The 19831-nt window shown below is 68.5% G+C and carries 18 protein-coding genes and 1 tRNA gene; 5 read left to right on the top strand and 14 right to left on the bottom strand.

Annotated elements, in window-relative coordinates:
- Positions 1–72 precede the first annotated feature (72 nt).
- Positions 73–642, bottom strand: coding sequence for an RNA chaperone Hfq (gene hfq / locus J8I33_RS13645; protein ID WP_124556418.1), 570 nt, complete (start codon positions 640–642; stop codon positions 73–75).
- A gap of 295 nt (positions 643–937) precedes the next feature.
- Between hfq and J8I33_RS13640 the strand changes: the two genes are divergently transcribed.
- Entirely contained in the window at positions 938–1228 is a 291-nt protein-coding gene (locus tag J8I33_RS13640; RefSeq protein WP_089488641.1) for a hypothetical protein, read from the top strand.
- A 27-nt stretch (positions 1229–1255) separates the two neighbouring features.
- Here the strand turns inward: J8I33_RS13640 and J8I33_RS13635 are convergent, their stop codons facing one another.
- From J8I33_RS13635 to J8I33_RS13620, 4 genes are all read right to left on the bottom strand, one after another.
- Positions 1256–2173 carry a DUF1571 domain-containing protein gene (locus tag J8I33_RS13635; protein ID WP_089488393.1) on the bottom strand — a complete coding sequence of 306 codons (918 nt, stop codon included), beginning with the start codon at positions 2171–2173 and terminating at the stop codon, positions 1256–1258.
- Between the two features lie 29 nt (positions 2174–2202).
- Complete coding sequence (locus tag J8I33_RS13630) at positions 2203–3957, bottom strand: AMP-binding protein (protein ID WP_050012513.1); 1755 nt, start codon at positions 3955–3957, stop codon at positions 2203–2205.
- A 157-nt stretch (positions 3958–4114) separates the two neighbouring features.
- Complete coding sequence (locus J8I33_RS13625) at positions 4115–4939, bottom strand: TetR/AcrR family transcriptional regulator (RefSeq protein ID WP_050012514.1); 825 nt, start codon at positions 4937–4939, stop codon at positions 4115–4117.
- Between the two features lie 215 nt (positions 4940–5154).
- Positions 5155–6375 (bottom strand): MFS transporter, encoded by a 1221-nt coding sequence (locus J8I33_RS13620; RefSeq protein WP_089488394.1) that lies wholly within the window; start codon positions 6373–6375, stop codon positions 5155–5157.
- Positions 6376–6656: 281 nt separating this feature from the next.
- On the opposite strand from J8I33_RS13620, the gene J8I33_RS13615 reads away from it, so the two are divergent.
- The 3 genes from J8I33_RS13615 (at position 6657) to J8I33_RS13605 (ending at position 9715) form a co-directional block, all read left to right on the top strand.
- Positions 6657–7199: a GNAT family N-acetyltransferase gene (locus J8I33_RS13615; protein WP_209936878.1), complete on the top strand. Its 543-nt coding sequence runs from the start codon at positions 6657–6659 to the stop codon at positions 7197–7199.
- Between the two features lie 125 nt (positions 7200–7324).
- Entirely contained in the window at positions 7325–7951 is a 627-nt protein-coding gene (locus J8I33_RS13610; protein ID WP_209936870.1) for a ParB-like protein, read from the top strand.
- A gap of 24 nt (positions 7952–7975) precedes the next feature.
- The gene (locus J8I33_RS13605; protein ID WP_209936862.1) at positions 7976–9715 is read left to right on the top strand and encodes a SulP family inorganic anion transporter; all 1740 of its coding nucleotides are present in this window, start codon (positions 7976–7978) and stop codon (positions 9713–9715) included.
- 22 nt (positions 9716–9737) lie between these two features.
- Here J8I33_RS13605 and J8I33_RS13600 read toward each other — a convergent pair whose 3' ends face one another.
- The 5 genes from J8I33_RS13600 to J8I33_RS13580 form a co-directional block, all read right to left on the bottom strand.
- Positions 9738–10676: a carbohydrate kinase gene (locus J8I33_RS13600; RefSeq protein WP_050012686.1), complete on the bottom strand. Its 939-nt coding sequence runs from the start codon at positions 10674–10676 to the stop codon at positions 9738–9740.
- A 142-nt stretch (positions 10677–10818) separates the two neighbouring features.
- Positions 10819–11760, bottom strand: a complete 942-nt coding sequence (locus J8I33_RS13595; protein WP_209925497.1) for an ABC transporter substrate-binding protein — start codon at positions 11758–11760, stop codon at positions 10819–10821.
- Positions 11761–11846: 86 nt separating this feature from the next.
- On the bottom strand, positions 11847–12884 hold the full coding sequence (locus J8I33_RS13590) for a ribose ABC transporter permease (RefSeq protein ID WP_209936856.1): 1038 nt from the start codon (positions 12882–12884) through the stop codon (positions 11847–11849).
- A 39-nt stretch (positions 12885–12923) separates the two neighbouring features.
- On the bottom strand, positions 12924–14477 hold the full coding sequence (locus J8I33_RS13585; RefSeq protein ID WP_209936850.1) for a sugar ABC transporter ATP-binding protein: 1554 nt from the start codon (positions 14475–14477) through the stop codon (positions 12924–12926).
- Complete coding sequence (locus J8I33_RS13580) at positions 14464–15711, bottom strand: ROK family protein (RefSeq protein WP_124556385.1); 1248 nt, start codon at positions 15709–15711, stop codon at positions 14464–14466. Before J8I33_RS13580 ends, J8I33_RS13585 begins: the two co-directional genes overlap by 14 nt.
- A gap of 351 nt (positions 15712–16062) precedes the next feature.
- Between J8I33_RS13580 and J8I33_RS13575 the strand changes: the two genes are divergently transcribed.
- Entirely contained in the window at positions 16063–16566 is a 504-nt protein-coding gene (locus tag J8I33_RS13575) for an Ohr family peroxiredoxin (RefSeq protein ID WP_050012522.1), read from the top strand.
- Positions 16567–16847: 281 nt separating this feature from the next.
- Here the strand turns inward: J8I33_RS13575 and J8I33_RS13570 are convergent.
- From J8I33_RS13570 to J8I33_RS13555, 4 genes are all read right to left on the bottom strand, one after another.
- Positions 16848–16934, bottom strand: a tRNA-Leu gene (locus tag J8I33_RS13570).
- An 82-nt stretch (positions 16935–17016) separates the two neighbouring features.
- On the bottom strand, positions 17017–17829 hold the full coding sequence (locus tag J8I33_RS13565; RefSeq protein ID WP_209925504.1) for an ABC transporter ATP-binding protein: 813 nt from the start codon (positions 17827–17829) through the stop codon (positions 17017–17019).
- Positions 17822–18886, bottom strand: coding sequence for an iron ABC transporter permease (locus J8I33_RS13560; RefSeq protein ID WP_209936847.1), 1065 nt, complete (start codon positions 18884–18886; stop codon positions 17822–17824). The genes J8I33_RS13565 and J8I33_RS13560 overlap by 8 nt, the downstream gene beginning before the upstream one ends.
- Complete coding sequence (locus J8I33_RS13555; protein ID WP_209936844.1) at positions 18883–19830, bottom strand: alpha/beta hydrolase-fold protein; 948 nt, start codon at positions 19828–19830, stop codon at positions 18883–18885. The genes J8I33_RS13560 and J8I33_RS13555 overlap by 4 nt, the downstream gene beginning before the upstream one ends.
- Position 19831 lies beyond the last annotated feature (1 nt).

Raw genomic sequence — 19831 nt, 5'->3', positions numbered from 1 at the left:
GCGGCGGTGCGGCGACGTGCCGCGCTGGCCGTACCAGTGAAAAGGGCAAGCCGGTTGGCTTGCCCTTTTGTTTTACTGGCCGTCCGGCACGATTCGCCGGCGCCGCGTCACGATGACCGGCCCGTTGCCGCCGCGGGAATCCGACGGCGCGGCGTTGCCGGATGCGTCGCCGGTGTCGCGCGGCGCGCCGTAGCTTTCGCGGGGTTCACGCGGAGCGCCGTAGCCTTCGCGCGGCTCACGCGAGCCGTAACCCTCACGCGGTTCGCGCGAACCGTAGCCTTCACGCGGCTCGCGAGAGCTGTAGCCGCCGTCGCCGCGCGATTCGCGCGGGCCGCCGTGCGAGCCGTACGGGCTGTGACCGCCGCCTTCACGGCCGCCGGGGCGACCGCCGGTGCGCGGGCCGCGGGGGCCGCCGCCGCCGGGCCGCGAGCCGCCCGTATCGAGCTGGATCGTGGAAATCGCGCGCTTGTAGATGCCTTGCAGACCCACGGGGGTGCGCAGCATCACCAGATACTGGTCGAACGACTCGATACATCCCGTCAGACGAATGCCGTTGACGAGATAGATTTCAACACGCTTACGTTCCTTGCGCGCCGAATTGATGAAGTCGTTTTGCGGATGGGATTCTGCGGGATTGGCCATTGAGGTGCGGCAGGAGCCTGCGTCAGAGAATATGTTGTGCGTGTGTGTGGCGTGTTCGTCCACAAGGCGTTTGGCGGAATTCTACCCTGTTCGATAGGGGAGCGCGCAGTCGCGATTGTGTCGAACCGTAACCCACTATAGACGTTCCGGCGCATTTTCGCGATTAGGCCGAACGGCCGAAGCCGTTTCGTTACGCTGCGTTACGACTCTCGCAGCCCCGTATCACCTCGGTGCGCGCGCCGCGCTTACATTGGTCGCGCGAGCCGGGCGGGCCGGCTTATCAGGGATGCGGAGCATGAACAAGAGGCAAGTCGCAGTGGTGATCGGGAGCATGGCGTTGCTCGTTTCCGGCAGTGCAATGGCGGGGCGTGTGGATCTGTCGGTCGGCATCGGCGTACCGGTCGCGCCGGTAGCACCGGTCTATGTCGAGCCGGCGCCGGTCTATGTAGCGCCGCAGCCCGCCGTCGTCGCCTATCCGGGCTACGGGTATGGCTATTACGGCGATGACGACGACGACCGCTACCGCAAGTGGCGCAAGCACTATTACAAGCACTGGCATCGTCACCACGACGACGATGACGATTGAACCCGCGGTGAGCCGCGCCGACGCGCGTCAGAACGCGTAATCCGGATTTTTCGGGTCGAATGCGGTGTCGTCGAGGGGCGTCGGCGCGATTTTCTCGATGACGATCCGCTCGAAGATCCTGCCGTCGTTGTCATAGGATTCGACGGTTCGGAAATAGGGGGCGTGCAGGTCGAGCCCCAGCACTTCCTTTTTCGCATAGAACTGCGGCCGGCCGGTCGGCGTTTCGTAGGTGAGTGCGACGACGCGCACGCCGTCGATCGTCCGGGCCTCCACGTCGGTCGGCCGCTGCACGCCGGCTTCCACGTATTTCTTCCCTTCGGTCAGGTACAGGTTCGCGATGAACTCGGTGCCGAGATCCTTCACCTGATGATTCGACTGGGCGCGCGCGAGCGCGCCGTCGATCGCCGTCCACAGCGGAATCTTGCCGAGCAGGCCGCCGAGGTGGCCGTACATCTCGTCCTTGCGCTGCGTCGTGTCGTAGATCGTCTCCTGTCCGGCATGCGCGCCGCCCGGCAGCCATTTCGCATACAGGCGCAGCGGCTCGCGGGTCGTCTTCACGAGCATGCGATCGGGCGTGTCGGGCCATTTTCCGCTGATGCGCTCCTGGCGCACCATCGTGAACTGGTAGGACGGATAGCCGTTCGGGCCGTGACGGATATAGAGCGGCACGGCGAGCGGATCGAGCGCCTTGAAGAGCGCTGTGAGCGTCGTGTCGTCGAGCTGCGCGAGCGTGCCGCGCTGGGCCGCCGTGCGCAGCCAGCGCGCCTGTTGCGCAACCGGCTCGTGCGTGACCTTCGCGAGCTCCGCCGGCAGCGCGGCCGCCTGCGCCGCGCTCGCGGCGCCGGCCGTTTCCTGCGCATGCAGCGCGGCTTGCGCGAGCGCCAGCGCGCACGCGACGGTCGCCACGGCGGCATGCCGCGCGCGGCGTTTCATTCGTTCGTTCATCGACGGCGTCTCCCGGAGCGATGGATCGTTCAGCCTTGCTTCGCGGCCTTGAGTTTGGCGAGTTCCTCGTCGCGCAGCGCGCGGCGCAGGATCTTGCCGACATTCGTCTGCGGCAGCGCGTCGCGGAACTCGACGAATTTCGGCATCTTGTAGCCGGTCAGGTTCTTGCGGCAGTGCGCGAGCACGTCCTCGGCCGTCAGCGACGGGTCGCGCCGCACGACGAACACCTTGATCCGTTCGCCCTGGACCTCGTCGGGAATGCCGATCGCCGCGGCTTCGCTGATGCCGGGATGCATCACGAGCACTTCCTCGATCTCGTTCGGATACACGTTGAAGCCCGACACGAGGATCATGTCCTTCTTGCGGTCGATCAGGCGGATGAAGCCGCGCTCGTCCATCACGCCGATGTCGCCGGTGGCGAGCCAGCCGTCGGCGTCGATCACCTTCGCCGTCTCGTCGGGGCGCTGCCAGTAGCCGCGCATCACCTGCGGGCCGTGCACGCACAGCTCGCCCGGCTCGCCGATCGCGGCCCAGGTGCCGTCCTCGCGGCGAAAGCGCACGACGGTCGACGGCGCGGGCAGCCCGATCGAACCGCTGAACGCGGCCATGTCGTTCAGGTCCACGGGATTCATCGTGACGATCGGCGAGCACTCGGTGAGGCCGTAGCCTTCGACCACCGGCCGGCCCGTCACCTGCTGGAAGCGCTCGGCGACCGCGCGCTGCATCGCCATCCCGCCCGCCATCGCGAGCTTGAGCTTCGAGAAGTCGCGCTTGCGGAATTCCTCGTTGTCGAGGAACGCGTTGTACAGCGTGTTGATGCCGGTGATGCCCGTGAACGTCTCGTGGCGGATGATCTTCATCACCATCTTCATGTCGCGCGGGTTCGCGATCAGGATGTTGCGCCCGCCGAGCCCCATGAAGATGAACGCGTTCACCGTCAGCGAATAGATGTGATAGAGCGGCAGCGGCGTGAGCACGGTCTCGACGTCGCCCGACACCTGGTCGGCGATCCAGGCCTTCGCCTGCAGCAGGTTCGCGATCAGGTTGCCGTGCGTGAGCATCGCGCCTTTCGCGACGCCGGTCGTGCCGCCCGTGTACTGCAGGAACGCGAGATCGTCGCGCGTGATCTGCACCGGTTGCGGCTTGCCGCGCGCGCCGAGCGCGAGCGCGGAACGCAGCCGGATCGCCTGCGGCAGGTGGTAGTCCGGCACGAGCTTCTTCACGTGCTTCAGCACGAAATTGATCAGACGGCCTTTCGCGTTGAGGCCGTCGGCGAGCAGGTCGCCGAGCGCGGTGACGACGATGTGCTTCACCTGCGTTTCCGGCAGCGCGTCCTGCAGCGTGCGCGCGAAGTTCTCGAACACGACGATCGTCTGCGCGCCGCTGTCCTTCAACTGATGCGCGAGTTCGCGCGCGGTGTAGAGCGGGTTCACGTTGACGACGATCGCGCCGGCCTTCAGCGTGCCGAACAGCGCGACCGGATACTGGAACGTGTTCGGCAGCATGATCGCGACACGGTCGCCGGGCTTCACGCCGACGCTTTGCAGATACGACGCGAATGCGTCGACCTTCTGCGCGAGCGTGCGGTAGGTCATCGACGCGCCGGCGCTCACGTAGGCGACGCGCTCGGCGAAGCGGGTCGTGCATTCGTCGAAGAACTGCACGAGCGACGCGTATTGCGTGACGTCGATCTCGTGCGGAACGCCGGGCGGGTACGACGCGTACCAGACGGCGTCGGTGTTCGGCGGAAGTTGGGCCGAGGTGGGTGCTGCGGAAGATGACATGACGTGTCTCCGGTCTTGGCTCTCGGCGAGGGCCCGCGCGTCAGCGCCTGCCCATGCCCCGTGCTTCGCGGCGGGTCGACGCGGGCGTCTCGACGCCGCGCCCGACCGCGCGTATCAATCAAATCGTGAACAGGAAGCCGCGCGTGGCCTCGCGCGCTCAGTTCGTGGAATGCAGTGTCGTAGCCTCGGCGGTCGTCGTCGGGCACGACTGCGGCAGCCCGAACGCTTCGCTTGCGCCCGCGTCGTCGAGTACGGCCGCGAAGATCGACAGTTGAGCGCTGTCGGGCATCGGCGCCTTCAGCGCGGCGACGATCAGCGACGACAGCCGCGCGATCATCTGCACGTCGTTCATCGTGCGGCCTTGCGAGAATTCGTCGATCAGGCTTTCCGTTTCGGCGCCCGCGAGCGCGCCGGACAGCGCGCCGATCGCGAAGTGCAGCCGCCAGCCGAGCTCGGTGCGCGGCAGGTGCGGCAGCGCGCGCTGGAACGCGTCGAAGAAGCGGCCCGCGACGCTCGCGTAATGCGCGGTCAGGAAGTTGCGCACGAACGGCGAAGGATCGGTGTACGCGCGGCCGATCAGCCGCAGGAACCCGGGCCCGCCGCGTTCGGGGTTGCGCGATGCCTTCAGCGCCGGAATGAACATCGCGCCGAGCACGTGCTCGCAGGTGATGTGCGTGCCGAGCTGCGCATCGAAGCGGTCGAGGATGCCGAGGCGTTCCTGGTTCAGCTGGTCGAGCCGGCGCGACAGCATCGCGTGGATCAGCGCTTCCTTGCTGCCGAAGTGGTAGTTGACCGCGGCGAGATTGACCGTCGCGCGCGACGTGATCTGCCGCATCGACATCGCTTCGAAGCCATGTTCGATGAACAGGTCCTCGGCCGCATCGAGAATGCGCGCCTTCGTCCCGCCGGTCTGCCGCGTGCCGGATGACCGTGCCCCCGACGGCCGTCCCGCGGATGGCCGCCCCTCCTGACTTACTGCCATGTTCCGCCTCCCATGCCGGTTTCCCGGCCGCGAACTGGTGATTTGATTATCTGATTCAAACAGTCGTTTTTATTAAGATAAAAAATCGCGGGCGGACCGGGCAAGCGCGGAATCTGGATCAATTCCTCTAGTTCGATGTGCGGGTGCGGAAAGCACGGCGCCCGCGCCCGGCGGGGCGCGGCGCGCGCGATGACGCGGTGCCGCAACGTGCGGGGTCACCCGGTAGTGGTACGCGTATTGACCGATTGCGTCATGTCGATGCCGCGCCGCTCGCGGCTGAACAGGATCAGCACGGCGATCGCGACGGCGACGATGCCGGCCACGAGCGCGAGCGCGAAGCCGTAATTGTCGTGGTTCGACACGGCGAGCGACGCCTGCATCGTCGCGTTGCCCGACGCGAGCAGGTTGCCGAGCTGGTAGACGACGCCGGGGAAGGTCGCGCGGATCTCGTCGGGCGAGATCTCGTTCAGGTGAACCGGTATCACGCCCCATGCGCCCTGTACCGAGATCTGCATCAGGAACGCGCCGGCGGCGAGCGCGATCGCGCCGCTGGAGAACGCCCACAGCGGCAGCACGGGCAGCGCGATCAGCGCGGCGATGAAGATCGCGCGGCGCCGGCCGATCCGCTCCGAGATCGCGCCGAACGACAGCCCGCCGACGATCGCGCCGATGTTCAGCACGATCGTGATCCACGACACGGTATGGGGATCGAAGTGGTGCTGTTCGCGCAGGAAGGTCGGATAGAGATCCTGCGTGCCGTGCGAGAAGAAGTTGAACGCGGTCATCAGCACGATCGCGTAGATCGTGAGCTTCCAGTTCTGTTTCAGCGTGGCGCCGAGGCTCGGGCGCGCGCGCTTCTCCATCTGTTTCCAGGCCGGCGATTCGGGCACGTGTGCGCGGACGTACAGCACGAGCAGCGCGGGCAGCACGCCGACCATGAACATCCCGCGCCAGCCGATGTATTGGTAGAACAGGCCGAACACGACCGACGCGAGCAGATAGCCGCTCGGGTAGCCGGCCTGCAGCAGCCCGGACACGAGGCCGCGCGCGTGGGTCGGCACGGTTTCCATCGTCAGCGCGGAGCCGACGCCCCATTCGCCGCCCATCGCGATGCCGAACAGCGCGCGCAGCACGAGCAGCGCGGTCAGGCTCGGCGCGAAACCCGACGCGAGTTCGAGTAGCGAATAGCATGCGATGTTGACCATCAGCGTCGGGCGGCGACCGAAGCGGTCGGCGAGCCGGCCGAAGATCAGCGCGCCGAGCGGTCGCATCGCGAGCGTCAGCGTGAGCGCGAACGCGACGGCGGGGATCGTCGACGCGAATTCCGCGGCGATGTCCTTCAGCACGAAAACCATCAGGAAAAAGTCGAACGCATCGAGCGTCCAGCCCAGATAGGCGGCGATCGTGACGTTGCGTTGCTCGCGGGTCCAGCTCATGTGCGGGTCTCCTCGTTGGCTTGCGCGCTCGCGATTCTGCATGCGGATGCCGGCCCGGCTCGCGCGCGGCGCGGGGCACTTGATCGAGTGTAGGCTTGCGTGCCGCGCGAGGTGGGGCGCGATAGCCGCGAATCGGGAATAATCCCTACGAAATGCACTGTTTCGGAAATGGAAACGGAGCCGCGCGAGGCGCGCGACCGGACTCTGTATCATTCCGGAAGGCTTTTTGTATAAGTTCTGTAATGCGCGCGCTGCGCATCGCCACCGAATCAGGAGTCCCGATGAACGACCGTTCCGCCGACCCATTGCCCGTGCTCGAAACCGCGCGGCTGTGGCTGCGTCCGCGCGTGCTGGCCGATCTCGATGCGTGCATCGAGATGGATCGCGATCCCGAGGTCACTCGCCACATCGCGGGCCCGTGGCACGACCCCGTCGAGCATCGCCGCTTCGTCACGCACCGAATCACGCGCGACTATCCGCCCGGTCTCGGCTACTGGTCGATCTTCGAGAAGGCCGCGCCCGAGGTGTTCATCGGCTGGATCCTGCTGATCCCCGACTACAAGGACGGGTCGCGCGACGTCGAGATCGGCTGGCGGCTCGTGCGTGCGACGTGGGGGCGCGGCATCGCGAGCGAAGCCGCGGCGGCCGTCGTGCGGCACGCGTTCGACACCGTGCGCCTGCCGCGCGTGATCGCCGATATCGCGGAGGCCAACAGCGGCTCGCTGAACGTGGCGCGCAAGCTCGGAATGCGGCGCGTGAGCATCGTGCACGACGGCATTCCCTACATCCGGCATCGTCTCGAACGCAACGATTTGCGCGCGTAGCGCGGCGTCGTGCAGGCAGCGGGCGTCGCGGATCGTCGACCGAACGCGGATCAAGACGATGACGGATTAACGGCGCGCGCGATCCGGAGTATCGTTGCCGGAATTTCGCTACATGGGGTACGACCATGACACTCGGCAACGACGTTCATCTCATTCCCGTCAGGCTCGACGCGCTGCGTCCGACCCAGATGACGGTCGGCTATCGCGAAGTGAAGGCGAAGCGCAAGCACTGGAAGGCGTTGAACCGGCGCGCCCGCAAGGCCGCGATCGAATCGCACTGGTTCCCGGCCGTGCTCGGCCCGGGCGGGCTGCACTACATCACCGATCATCATCATCTCGGCCTCGCGCTGATCGAGGAGGGCGAGGCGCGCGTGAACGCGATGCTGCTGAAGGATCTGTCGTGGCTCGACGACACGATCTTCTGGCGGATGATGGAACACAACCAGTGGGTGCATCCGTTCGGCCCGGACGGCTCGCGGCGCGACTATGCGCATTTGCCGAAGGCGCTGACGGGCCTCGAGGACGATCCGTACCGCAGCCTCGCCGGCGAGCTGCGCACGGCGGGCGGCTATGCGAAGGACGCGACGCCGTTCAGCGAATTCCTGTGGGCCGACTATCTGCGCCAGCACGTGACGCTCGACCAGATCCGCAAGAACTTCGCGAAGGCGCTCGACGTCGCGCTGCATCGCGCGCACGAGCAGGATGCGCGCTATCTGCCCGGCTGGTCGGGCGTGATTGCCGTCAAACCCTGACCGGCGCACGACGCGCACCGCCTCATGACGATCGCCCCGATCCGCCCCGACGCCGGCCCGCAACATCCGGACCATTTCGCGACGCTCGACGCGCCGCCCGCGCCGCGCACGCGGCGCATCGGCCTCGATGCGCTCGCCGGCCTGTCGATTGCCGGCCTGCTGATTCCCGAGGCGGTCGCGTATGCGGGGCTCGCCAATCTGCCGCCGCAGGCCGGCCTGATCGCGCTGCTGTCGGGGCTCGTCGTCTATGCGCTGACGGGCAGCAGCCGCTTCGCGATCGTGTCGTCGACGTCGTCGTCGGCCGCGGTGCTCGCCGCGACCGTGCTCGCCGAATCGGGGATGGCGCTGGCCGCGCAGCTCGCGCTGGCGGCGGCGCTCGTCGCGATGACGGGCGTGCTGTTCATCCTGGCCGGCGTCGCGCGGCTCGGCGGCATGTCGGATTTCGTCGCGCGGCCTGTGCTGCGCGGCTTCACGTTCGGTCTCGCGCTGACGATCGTCATCAAGCAGCTGCCGAAGATTCTCGCGATTGCCGTGCAGCACAGCGACGCGCCGCACGTCGCGCTCGACCTGCTCGCCGGCGCGCCGCATGCGAATCTCGCGAGCGTCGTGCTCGGCGCGACCGCGCTCGCGCTACTGTTCGTGCTCGGGCGCCGCTCGCGCGTGCCCGCGACGCTCGTCGTGATCGTGCTGTCGATCGCGGCGAGTTATGCGGTCGACTGGCAGCGGTACGGCATCGCGATCGTCGGCCATATCGACTTCCGGCACCTCGAATTCGGCTTGCCGCATCTCGATCGCAATGCGTGGATGCAGACGGTCGAGCTCGCATTCGCGCTGATGCTGATCCTGTACGCGGAATCGTACGGATCGATCCGCAATTTCGCGCTGAAGCACGGCGATACCGTATCGCCGAACCGCGACCTCGTCGCGCTCGGCTGCGCGAACCTCGTGTCGGGCCTGCTGCATGGGATGCCGGTCGGCGCCGGCTATTCGGCGACGTCGGCGAACGAGGCGGCCGGTGCGCAATCGCGCGTGGCCGGCCTGTGGGCGGCGGGCGTGGTCGCGCTGATCGTCTGGCTGCTGCTGCCGCAGCTCGCGCGCACGCCCGAGCCGGTGCTCGCGGCGATCGTGATCTTCGCCGTCAGCCATTCGCTGCATCCGTCCGTGTTCCGGCCGTACTGGGCGTGGCATCGCGACCGGCTCGTCGTGATCGCGGCGCTGCTCGCGGTGCTCGTGCTCGGCGTGCTGCACGGGCTGCTCGCGGCCATCGGCGTGAGCCTGCTGCTGACGCTGCGCAAGCTGTCCGAGCCGAACGTCAGCGTGCTCGGCCGGCTGCGCGACAGCCACGATTTCGTCGACGTCGCGAGCCATGCCGAGGCGAAATCGGTGCCGGGCGTGCTGATCGTGCGGCCCGAGGCGCAGTTGTTCTTCGCGAACGCGGACCGAATGCTCAATCGCGTGCGGGCGCTGCTGAAGACCGCGCCGGACACGCATACCGTGATGGTGAGTCTCGAGGAAACGCCGGATGTCGACGGCACGACGATCGAATCGTTGCGCACGTTCGCGGCCGAATGCGCGGCGCGCGGGCTGCGGCTCGCGCTCGTGCGACTCAAGGTGCACGCACTGCATGCGCTGCGCCGCGCGGCGGACGGTACGCTGCACGCCGACGTGATGTCGGAGCTGAGCGTCGACGAGAGCCTGCAACTGTTGCAGGCGGGCAGGCCGCCGAACGGCAGCGGCGGCAGCGAAGGCACGAGCGCCGCGTGACGGCGCGGCGCGTCGGCGCCGTCTATGGCGAAAGCGCGGCGCCGGCGGCGGTGCGCTCGATCATGTCGGCCACTTCCGCAGCCGTCGGCGCATAGGCGCCCGCATGTTCACACGCCACGGCCGCGCACGCGGCCGCGTGGCGCAGATGCTCGGCGGCCGACGCATCGGGCCGCGCAAGCTGGCTCGCGAGCCAGCCGCCGATGCTCGCATCGCCGCAGCCGACCGTATCGGCGACTTCAGTCGGGAACGCAGGCTGGAACAGCACGGTATCGCGATGCAGCAGTTGCATGCCGGCCGCGCCGCGCGTGACGAGCATCGTCGCGTCGGGCGCCCACGTGCGCAGTTGCGCGAGCGCGGCTGCTTCGTCGAGTTCCGGAAACAGCCCACGCAAATCCTCGTCGGATACCTTGATCCAATCGGCGAGCGCGGTCAACCGGCGCAGCGTGTCGCGATACGACGGTGCGGCCATCGGCGCGCGGAAGTTCGGATCGAACGAGATGCGCTTGCCGGCCGCGCGCGCGGCCTGCGCGAGCGCGATCAGGCGCGACGCGAGCGGTTCGCGCACGACGCCGAGCGAGCCGACGTGCACGATGTCGGCCGCGTCGAACGCGCCGGCCGGCAAGTCGGCCGGATCGAACGCGAGATCGGCGCTGTTTTCGCCGATGAAGAAATAGTCGGGCGGCTGCTTCGATACGACCATCGCGAGCAGCGGCGCGCGGTCGACCTGCCGGATGAAGCGCATGTCGAGCCCCGCGTCGGCGCTCTTGCGCATCAGCTCGTCGCCGAAGGTGTCGCGGCTGACCGTGCCGGCGAAGGCCGTCGGCACGCCGAGTCGCGCGCCGACGCGCGCGACGTTCCAGCACGAGCCGCCGGCGATGCTGTGCCAGTGGTTTGCATCGTCGCGGATGAAATCGGTCAGCGCTTCGCCGAACACGATCAGGCGGGGAAACGTCGTCGTCATGTTGAAACCTTGTGCCGCGGCGTCGCGCGCGGCCGTACGGCGGTTGATCTGAATCTGAACGGTCGGGCAGTACGGGCCGTCGCGCGCGGCGACGCGGCCCGCCACCGCCCGGCGTCGCGGGCGGGCGGCGCGCTCGCCGCGATCAGCGTGGGGCGCTCCAGCCCTTGTAGGCCTTCACGTTGTCGCGTGTGACGAGCGTCGGCTCGATCAGGATCATCGGGTTGGCCGGCTTCTGGCCGTTCATGATCCCGTAGCCGACGTTGACGGCCTGCTGCGCCATCGCCCACGGATCCTGGCTCGACGACGCCTGCACGAGCGTATTCGACTTGAGTGCGACCTCGATGTCGGGCGCGCCGTCGACCGACGTGATCACGATGTTCGGACGGTTCAGCTGTTTCGCCGCGAGATCGGTGCCGATCGCCTGCGGGTCGTTGATCGTGAACACGCCGTCGAGCTTCGGAAAGCGCGTCAGGTAGCCCTGCATCGCGTTCATCCCGCCTTCGCGCGAGCCCTTGCCGTCCTGGTCGCTCGACAGCAGCTTGATGCCGGTGTTTTTCGCGAGCACGGCCTTGCAGCCGTTCACGCGATCGATCACGGCCGACACCTGCGGGCCGTTCTCGATGATCACGTTGCCCTTGCCGTTCAGCTTCTTCGCGAGGTAGTCGCACGCGAGTTCGCCGGCCTTCACGTTGTTGGTCTGCACGGTCGCATTCGCGCCGGCCGCCGCGACGTCCACCGCGACGACCGTGATGCCGGCTGCCTGCGCCTTCTTCACCGCCGGCTCGATCGCCTTCGGATCGGTCGCGTTGAGCAGGATCATGTCGACGTGCGCGGAGATGAAGTTGTCGATCTGCGTGAACTGCTTGTTCAGGTCGTAGTCGGCCGAGACGGCCGTGACCTTCGCATTCGGGTTGAGCTGCTTCGCGCGCGCTTCGGCGCCTTTCACGATCGTGACGAAGTACGGGTTGCCGAGCGAGCCGACCGTGACGCCGATCGATTTCAGCGGCTTGTCGGCTGCATGGGCGGCGGCGCTGAAGGCAAGTGCGCAGGCGACGGCGGTCAGGGCGGCGGTGTGCTTGAACATGTCGTTGTGTCTCCGAGAGGTCTGTTGGCGAACGGGCGCAGGAGGACCTGCCTGCGCCGCGATGGTGGAACGATGGGGAAGAAGTATCAGGTACGGGCCGAGTCGCGCTGGCGATAGCGGTCGAGCGCGACCGCGCCGATGATCACGAGCCCCTTGATGATGTACTGCCAGATGTCGGACACGCCGAGCAGCACGAGGCCGTTGGTCAGCACCGCGATGATCAGCGCGCCGATCAGCGTGCCGACGATCGAACCGACGCCGCCGACGAAGCTCGTGCCGCCGAGGATCACCGCGGCGATCGCATCGAGCTCGTACGACTGGCCGAGCTGCAGGCCGTTGGCCGCATACAGGCGCGCGGCCGACATCACCGCGCCGAGGCCGGCGAGCAGGCCCGACGCCGCATACACGAACATCTGGATCGCCCGCACGTTGATGCCCGACAGGCGCGCGGCTTCCGGATTGCCGCCGACCGAGTAGATCCGCATCCCGAGCACCGTGCGGCGCAGGATGAACCACGAGATCGCAATTACCGCGCAGGCGATCACGACGAGCCACGGCACGCCGAGGATCGAGCCGTTGCCGATGAACGCGAACGGCAGTTGCGGGTTGAACACGGTCGTGTCGTTGCCGATCAGCCGCGCGACGCCGCGCACGGCCGTCATCGCGCCGAGCGTGACGATGAACGGCGGCAGGCGCAGGAACGAGATCAGTCCGCCGTTGATCGCGCCGAACACGAGGCCGACGACGAGCGCGAACGGCACGCCGAGCCAGCCCCAGCCGGGAATGGTCGACGCGATCAACGCCGCGACGGCCGCGGCGGCGAGCACCGAGCCGACCGACAGGTCGATGCCGCCCGTCAGGATCACGAAGGTCATGCCGGCGGCGAGCACGATGTTGATCGACGCCTGCTGCGTGACGATCGACAGGTTCTGCAGCGTGAAGAAACCGTCGGTCAGGAAGCCGAAGCCGATGCACAGGACCAGCAGCACCGGCAGCATGCCGGCCGTGCGGATCAGCGATTGCATGCGGGCGCGATGATCGGCGCCGCGCATCAGGGGCGTGCGGTTGGTGACCGGATGGGCGGTCGCGGAAGCGAGGTTCCGCTGCTTGGTCGGGTTGATCATTTCGGTACCTTGAATGAAGAGGGAAATGAAGGGGCCGTGTCAGTGCGCGTCGGCCAGTTCGGCCTGCGAGCCGGTGGCGAGCGCGATGATCGCTTCCTGCGTGATCGGCGTATGCGTGTGCCCGCCGAGTTCGCCCGCGATCTCGCCTTCGCGCATCACGAGCACGCGGTCGGCGACGCCGATGATTTCCGGCAGTTCGCTCGAGATCACGATCACACCCACGCCGGCACGGGCCAGTTCGTTGATGATCCGGTAGATCTCGGATTTCGCGCCGATGTCGACGCCGCGCGTCGGTTCGTCGAGGATCAGCACGCGCGGCTTCGTCTCGAGCAGGCGCGACAGCAGCACTTTCTGCTGGTTGCCGCCCGACAGCGCGCCGACGTTGACGTTCGCGTGCGGGACGCGGATCGACAGCGATGCAATCGCGTCGCGCGCGCGTTCGGCGCCGCGGGCGAGGTCGAGCGCGCCGAGCCGCGCATCGCGGTTGCATACCGAGATGTTGATGTTGTCGCGCACGCTCATGTCGAGGAACAGGCCCTGGCGCTTGCGGTCTTCCGTCAGGTAGACGAGGCCCGCGTCGATCGCGTCGCGCGGCGCGTGCGCGCCGAACGTGCGCTCGCCCAGCTTCACGTCGCCGCGCACGCGCGGCTCGGCCCCGAAGATCAGCCGCGCGAGCTCGGTGCGGCCCGCGCCGACGAGGCCCGCGATGCCGAGCACTTCGCCCGCGTGCAGGTCGAGGCTGCAGCCGCGCACGCGCGCGCCGTCGGCGATGTCGCGGACGGACAGCAGCAGGTGGCCGGGGTCGTACGGCGCGTGTTCCTTCTTGTAGAAACCGGAGATGTCGCGGCCGACCATCATCGCGACGAGCCGCTCGGCCGACAGCGCCTCGCGTTCGAGCGTGCCGACGTACGTGCCGTCGCGCAGCACCGACACGCGATCGGACAGCTCGTAGATCTCCGCCATCCGGTGGCTGATATAGATGATCGCGAGGCCTTCCTCGCGCAACTGGCGGATCAGGCGGAACAGGTGTTCGGTTTCGCGCGACGACAGCGGCGTGGTCGGCTCGTCCATCACGAGGATGCGGGCGCGGGTATGCACGGCGCGTGCGATTTCGACGAGCTGCTGTTCGGCGATCGACAGCGTGTCGACGAGCGTGTCGGGCCCGAACGGGGCGCCCAGGCGCGCGAGCACGTCCTGGCAGCCGCGCGCCATCGCCGCGCGGTCGATCGTGCCCCAGCGCCGGTTGCCGCGGCGCAGTTCGCGGCCGACGTAGATGTTTTCCGCGACGGTCAGGTTCGGCGACAGGCACAGCTCCTGGTAGATCACCGCGACGCCGGCATCGCGCGCGGCGAGCGGGCCGTCGATGTCGACGCGTTGGCCGTCGATCAGGATCTCGCCGCCGGCGTCGGCGCGATAGGCGCCCGACAGGATCTTCATCAGCGTCGATTTGCCCGCGCCGTTCTCGCCCATCAGCGAATGTATTTCGCCCGGATAGACGGTGAGGCTGACGTTGTCGAGCGCGCGCACGGCCGGGAACGTCTTGCTGATCCCGCGCATCTCGAGCAGCGGGCGGGGCGACTCAGAACGCGACATGGTGGACCTCCTGCGAATCGGTGCGGGCGCCCTTGAGGATGCCGGCCCGCGGGGAGAAGTTGAAAAACATCGGCAGCGTGGCGGCGCCGATCGCGCCGGCATCGGCGCCGAACGTGCCGCGCACGAGGACCGGCGTGCCGCGCGCCTCGGGCGCGGTGGCGACGAGCGCCGCGCGCAGGCGGGACGTGAGCGCGTCGAGCAGGCCCGCGTCGGTGTCGGCGTCGATCACGACCACCGGCGCGTCGATCACGCACAGCACCGCGCGCAACGCCGGCGCAAGCGCGTCGACGCAGTCGTCGATCCATTCGTCGACGGCCGGCAGGCCGCGGGCGATGCAGGCTTCGAGATCGGCGCGATTCTCGACCGTCTCGCCGTGATGGCGCAGGTGGCGCACGAGCGCATGCAGCGAGGCGCGTGCGAGCAGGATGTCCCACGGGCCGCGCGGCGGCGGCGCGGAGGCCAGCCGGCTCGGCGGCACCGGAATCACCGCGATGTCGCCGGCATTGCCGGTCACGCCGCGCAGGCAGTCGCCGTCGATCGCGATGCCGCCGCCGATCGCCGGCCCGATGAACAGGTAGACGAAGTCGTCGCACTGCCGGCCGTACCCGTAGAACAGTTCGGCGATCGCGGCCGCGTTGCCGTCGTTTTCGCCGAATACGGGCAGCGACAGCGTGCGGCCGAGGTCGGCCGCGAAATCGACGTCTTCCCACGCGCGGAACGTGTCGGGCGCGAGGCCGAGCTCGCGCATCCACGCGCCGAGGTTGTACGGCTGCGCGACGCCGACGCCGGTCAGGCGCGCGCGTTCATGGTCGGGGAGCAGGGCCTGCATCGCGTCGATGTCGTGACGCACGATCTCGAGCACGTCGGCGGGCGGCGGAAGCAGCGTGTCGTGCGAGCGGCGGCCGAGCACGTCGCCCGCGAAATTGACGAGCGCCGTCTCGATGCGCATCCGGTCGAGATGGACGCCGATGCCGAACGCGCCGCGCGGATCGAGGCGGATCAGCGACGCCGGCTGGCCGCGCTGGCCTTCGGTGCGGCCCGCGAATTCGATCAGCTTCGCGTCGGCGAGCGACGCGATAATGCTGCCGACCGCCGTCCCCGTCATGCTCGCGAGACGGGCGAGGTCGGCCTTCGATGCGCTGCCCGCACGGCGCAGCGTCTTCAGCAGCAGGCGCTCGTTGTAACGGCGCACGTTGGCCGAATTGCTTCCCTGGCCGAAGTGCGGGCTTCTCATGGCGTCTCCTTCCATGGCGCGCCGTTCGCGCGGTTAAATAAATCACGTTGATTTATTTAACCGCGCGAACGGCGGTCTGTCAGCCTAGGGAAATCCCGGTCGTATCCGGGAACGGCAGCGTGGCTCGGGCGCCCGCGGCTCGTTTCGGGACCGGGAATTTCGAATTCGTCTGATGGATTTGCTGCCGGCCGCGCGTCACGATTGCCGGCTCGGCTGCATGCGAAAGCACAGCCGGAAGAGGGCGATGTCTGCGGGCGCCGCGTGATGCGGGGCCGGCAGCGTCGGTCGTTCATCGTTTACTGGACGCAGGGCGGCGGGAGCCGTCCGGCGTCTGCACTCGGGAGAAACGCCATGCATCGTACGACGCGGCCTTCGGTATCGCTGCTCGATCCTTATACCGGCAGCGAACCGCTGCCGCTTTACACGACGACGGTGACGGTCACCGGCGGCGAAGCGGCCCACGGACGTTCGTCCGGCCACGCGCGTTCGACAACCGGCGAACTCGATGTGTCGTTGCGCCTGCCGGTCGAATTGGGCGGAGTGGGTGGCGGTACGAATCCGGAGCAGTTGTTCGCGGCCGGCTTCGCGGCGTGCTTTCACGGCGCGTTGACGCTGGTTGCGATGCGGCGCCGGGTGCGCTTGCCGCCCGATCTCGCGATCACGGCCAGCGCAACGTTTCAGCGCGATCCGGTGGATGGCCTGTTTGCGATCGCGCTCGATCTCGAGGTCGGCATGCCGGGCGTCGGCGCAACTGCCGCGCGCGAGCTGGTCGCGGAGACGGAGGCGATTTGTCCGTACGCGAAGATGGCGAGGGACGGGATTCAGCATGTCGTGCGCGTCACCGGGACGGTGTAATCACGACGCCAGCCGGCTGCGCTTGCAAGCGCAGCCTTTCGAGCCCTCGCGCAAGGCGCACAGGCGCTTTGTTTCCTGGGCTTGAAATGAAAAAAGGCCGGCTAGAAGCCGACCTTTTTAGAAAACAGATGGTGCCCAGGAGAGGACTCGGTCACCCGAGCGCGACCCCGGCTGCGCTTGCAAGCGCAGCCTTTCGAGTCCTCACGCAAAGCGCGCAGGCGCTTTGCTTCCTGGGCTGGAAATGAAAAAAGGCCGGCAGAAGCCGACCTTTTAAAAACAGATGGTGCCCAGGAGAGGACTCGAACCTCCACGATGTTGCCACCGCTAGGACCTGAACCTAGTGCGTCTACCAATTCCGCCACCTGGGCACGTTTCGCTCGATACCGCATCCGCGAAAGGCCGCGATTATAGAACAGTCGCGACGGGCGTCAACAAGTTTTCCCCTTCCGGTCAAAAAACCTCGGCGCGCGCATCGAGCGACGCCGCGCGTTCGGCGAGCGTCACGTAATCGCCCGATGCGGTGCGCTCGACGCGCGCGTCGACGCGATACGCGCGCCGCAGGTGCGCGGGCGTCAGCACGTCGGCGACGCCGCCGTCGGCCACCACGCCTTCATGGCCGAGCAGCGCGAGACGATCGCAGAAGCGGGCGGCGAGATTCAGGTCGTGCATCGCGACGAGCGCAATCGCGCCGCGCCGCGTAACCGCATCCCGCATCGCCTCCAGCGCCAGCAACTGCCAGCGCAGGTCGAGCGCGCTCGTCGGCTCGTCCAGCAGCAGCAACGGCGTGTCGCGCACCAGCACCTGCGCGAGCCCGACCATCTGGCGCTGCCCGCCCGACAGCCGGTCGAGCGGCGTCGTCGCGAGCGCATGCAGGCCCAGCTGCGCAAACACGCGCTCGAGGCGGGCGTCCTGTGCGTCGGCCGACAAGCCGCCGCAGGTCGCGCGCAGCGCGCCGCGCACCGCCTCGTAGACCAGCAGCGAGGTCGGCTGCGGCAGCGTTTGCGGCAGGTACCCGACGCGGCGCATATGGTCGCGGCGCGCGCCGCGCAGCAGGTCGTGCCGGTCGAGCGTCGCATCGCCGCGCGCGGCGACGAGCCGGGCAAGCGCGCGCAGCAGCGTCGACTTGCCGACGCCGTTCGGGCCGAGCAGCGCGACGGCGCTGCCGGGCGGTACCGGCCGCAGCGACAGCCGCGCGAGGATCGTGCGCGCGCCGTACGCGACGTCGAGCCCGGCGATGCGCAATGCGTGTTGAGCGTTATCCATCGAGCCTCCTGCGACGGCTGATCAGCGTCATGAAGAGCGGCACGCCGACGAGCGCGGTGATGATGCCGATCGGCAGCACGACGCCCTCGACGAGCGTCTTGCTGAGCACCGATGCGGCCGACAGCATGATCGCGCCGGCGAGCGCCGCGCCGGGCAGGTAGTGGCGATGGTCGTCGCCGACCAGCAGCCGCGCGACGTGCGGGCCGACCAGGCCGACGAAGCCGATCGTGCCGACGAACGACAGCGCGGTCGCCGACAGCAGGCTGATGCGCACGAGCGTGACGAGCCGCAGCCGCTCGACCGCGATGCCCATGCTGCGCGCCTGTTCCTCGCCGGCGCGCAGCGCGGTCATCGACGCGACGCCCGGCGCGCTCCACAGCACGCTGGCGGCGAGCACGCACGCGAGGATCGCGATCTTGCTCCAGGTCGCCCGCGCAAGGCTGCCCATGCTCCAGAACACGATCTGCTGAAGCGCGTTCGCATCGGCGACGAACTGCAGCAGCCACAGCAGCGCCTCGAAGCTGAACATCAAGCCGATGCCGAACAGCACGACGGTTTCGGTCGTCGCGCCGTGCCGCCACGCGAGCCAGACGATCAGGAGTGTCGCGGACAGCGCGCAGCCGAACGCACCGAGCGACAGCGCGAGGTTCTCGTTCCACAGCACGAGGTGCCAGCCGGAGATCACGACCAGCGACGCGCCGACGCTCCCCGCGGCGGCGATGCCCAGCGTGAACGGGCTCGCGAGCGGGTTGTTCAGCACGGTCTGCATCTCGGCGCCGGCGAGCCCGAGTGCCGCGCCGACCAGCACCGCCATCAGCGCGTAGGGCAGGCGCACGTTCCACAGGATCACGCGCTGCTCGAGCGGCAGCGCGTCCGGACGGAACAGCCCGGTCACGATATCCGCGACCGGAAACGATGACGGGCCGGTCGCGATATCGACGACCAGCAGCGCGACGAGCACGCAGGCCAGCAACGCGATTGCGCCGATGCGCCGCGCGGCGACCGCGCGGTAGCGGACCCGCAGAGAAGGGGACGGGACGGGCGTCGTCGCGTTCATGCGGCATCCCCTTCCGTATCCGGCGCGCACGCGATGCGCACCGCGAGCGCGGCGCTCGGCATCACGACGCCGCCGTGGTCCTCGCCGTCGATCAGCCGGAACGTGGCGTCGAGGCCCGCGCGTCGGCCCACGCGCTGCACGAAGTCTCGGGCCGAGCTGACCTGCCGGCGCGCCTGTTGCCGGCGCATGCGTTCGGGGTCCGGGTTCGGTGCGCCTTCCTCGAGGCTGCCCGCGGTCACGACGAGGCGAAGCGACGGATCGAGCGGTGCCGTTTGCGCGGCGAACCGGTCGGCATACGGCAGCAGCGCGCGCTCGCCCCACCAGACCGACGGGCTCGCCGCGACGTAGCGCCGGAACAGGTGCGCTCGCGTCAGCAGCGCATAGAGCGTCAGCAGGCCGCCGTACGAATGGCCGAACAGCGTCTGCCGGCTGGCGTCGATCGGCCACTGGCGCGCGAGCCACGGCTGCACGTCGTGCTCGATGAAGTCGAGGAAGCGGTCCGCCGCGAGCCCTTGTCCGTGCGGCAGCGGCGCGAGCGTGTAGTCGTCGGCGCGCGCCTGCATGTCGTACGGCGCGTCGGTCGGATAGCCGATGCCGATCACGATCGGCGCGGGTTCGCGCGCGGCGTCGGGCCGCGCCGCGCGATTGCGCGCGAGCGGCGCGGCGAGCGGGAACAACGCATTGCCGTCGAGCACGACCAGCACCGGATGCGGCTCGCTCGCCGAGCGCGCGTCCGGCAGCGCGACGAACAGGCGCCGGGTGCGGCCGGCGACCGTCACGTCGAACTGGTGACTGGCGGGGAGCCGCACGGGCGGGGTATCGGCGGCAGCGGGCCAGGCCGACGGGTGCGGTGCGGCGCCGGCGAATGCGCCGCGGGTCGCGAGCGCGCCCGCGAGGCCGGCGCACAGCAGGCCGCGGCGCACGGGGGAAGGATGTCCGTTCATG

The organism is Burkholderia sp. AcTa6-5 (assembly GCF_017815075.1).
Lineage (GTDB): Bacteria > Pseudomonadota > Gammaproteobacteria > Burkholderiales > Burkholderiaceae > Burkholderia > Burkholderia sola.
The sequence above is the reverse complement of the archived record's forward strand: the minus strand, read 5'-3'. Positions and strand labels throughout refer to the sequence as shown.

Bases quoted from the DNA above. Each gene is read 5' to 3' on its own strand.
- J8I33_RS13625 (WP_050012514.1), bottom strand. From the start codon at position 4,939: ATGGCAGTAAGTCAGGAGGGGCGGCCATCCGCGGGACGGCCGTCGGGG.
- J8I33_RS13610 (WP_209936870.1), top strand. From the start codon at position 7,325: ATGACACTCGGCAACGACGTTCATCTCATTCCCGTCAGGCTCGACGCG.
- J8I33_RS13635 (WP_089488393.1), bottom strand. From the start codon at position 2,173: ATGAACGAACGAATGAAACGCCGCGCGCGGCATGCCGCCGTGGCGACC.
- J8I33_RS13605 (WP_209936862.1), top strand. From the start codon at position 7,976: ATGACGATCGCCCCGATCCGCCCCGACGCCGGCCCGCAACATCCGGAC.
- J8I33_RS13595 (WP_209925497.1), bottom strand. From the start codon at position 11,760: ATGTTCAAGCACACCGCCGCCCTGACCGCCGTCGCCTGCGCACTTGCC.
- hfq (WP_124556418.1), bottom strand. From the start codon at position 642: ATGGCCAATCCCGCAGAATCCCATCCGCAAAACGACTTCATCAATTCG.
- J8I33_RS13590 (WP_209936856.1), bottom strand. From the start codon at position 12,884: ATGATCAACCCGACCAAGCAGCGGAACCTCGCTTCCGCGACCGCCCAT.
- J8I33_RS13640 (WP_089488641.1), top strand. From the start codon at position 938: ATGAACAAGAGGCAAGTCGCAGTGGTGATCGGGAGCATGGCGTTGCTC.
- J8I33_RS13630 (WP_050012513.1), bottom strand. From the start codon at position 3,957: ATGTCATCTTCCGCAGCACCCACCTCGGCCCAACTTCCGCCGAACACC.
- J8I33_RS13560 (WP_209936847.1), bottom strand. From the start codon at position 18,886: ATGAACGCGACGACGCCCGTCCCGTCCCCTTCTCTGCGGGTCCGCTAC.
- J8I33_RS13585 (WP_209936850.1), bottom strand. From the start codon at position 14,477: ATGTCGCGTTCTGAGTCGCCCCGCCCGCTGCTCGAGATGCGCGGGATC.
- J8I33_RS13580 (WP_124556385.1), bottom strand. From the start codon at position 15,711: ATGAGAAGCCCGCACTTCGGCCAGGGAAGCAATTCGGCCAACGTGCGC.
- J8I33_RS13620 (WP_089488394.1), bottom strand. From the start codon at position 6,375: ATGAGCTGGACCCGCGAGCAACGCAACGTCACGATCGCCGCCTATCTG.
- J8I33_RS13615 (WP_209936878.1), top strand. From the start codon at position 6,657: ATGAACGACCGTTCCGCCGACCCATTGCCCGTGCTCGAAACCGCGCGG.
- J8I33_RS13565 (WP_209925504.1), bottom strand. From the start codon at position 17,829: ATGGATAACGCTCAACACGCATTGCGCATCGCCGGGCTCGACGTCGCG.
- J8I33_RS13575 (WP_050012522.1), top strand. From the start codon at position 16,063: ATGCATCGTACGACGCGGCCTTCGGTATCGCTGCTCGATCCTTATACC.
- J8I33_RS13555 (WP_209936844.1), bottom strand. From the start codon at position 19,830: ATGAACGGACATCCTTCCCCCGTGCGCCGCGGCCTGCTGTGCGCCGGC.
- J8I33_RS13600 (WP_050012686.1), bottom strand. From the start codon at position 10,676: ATGACGACGACGTTTCCCCGCCTGATCGTGTTCGGCGAAGCGCTGACC.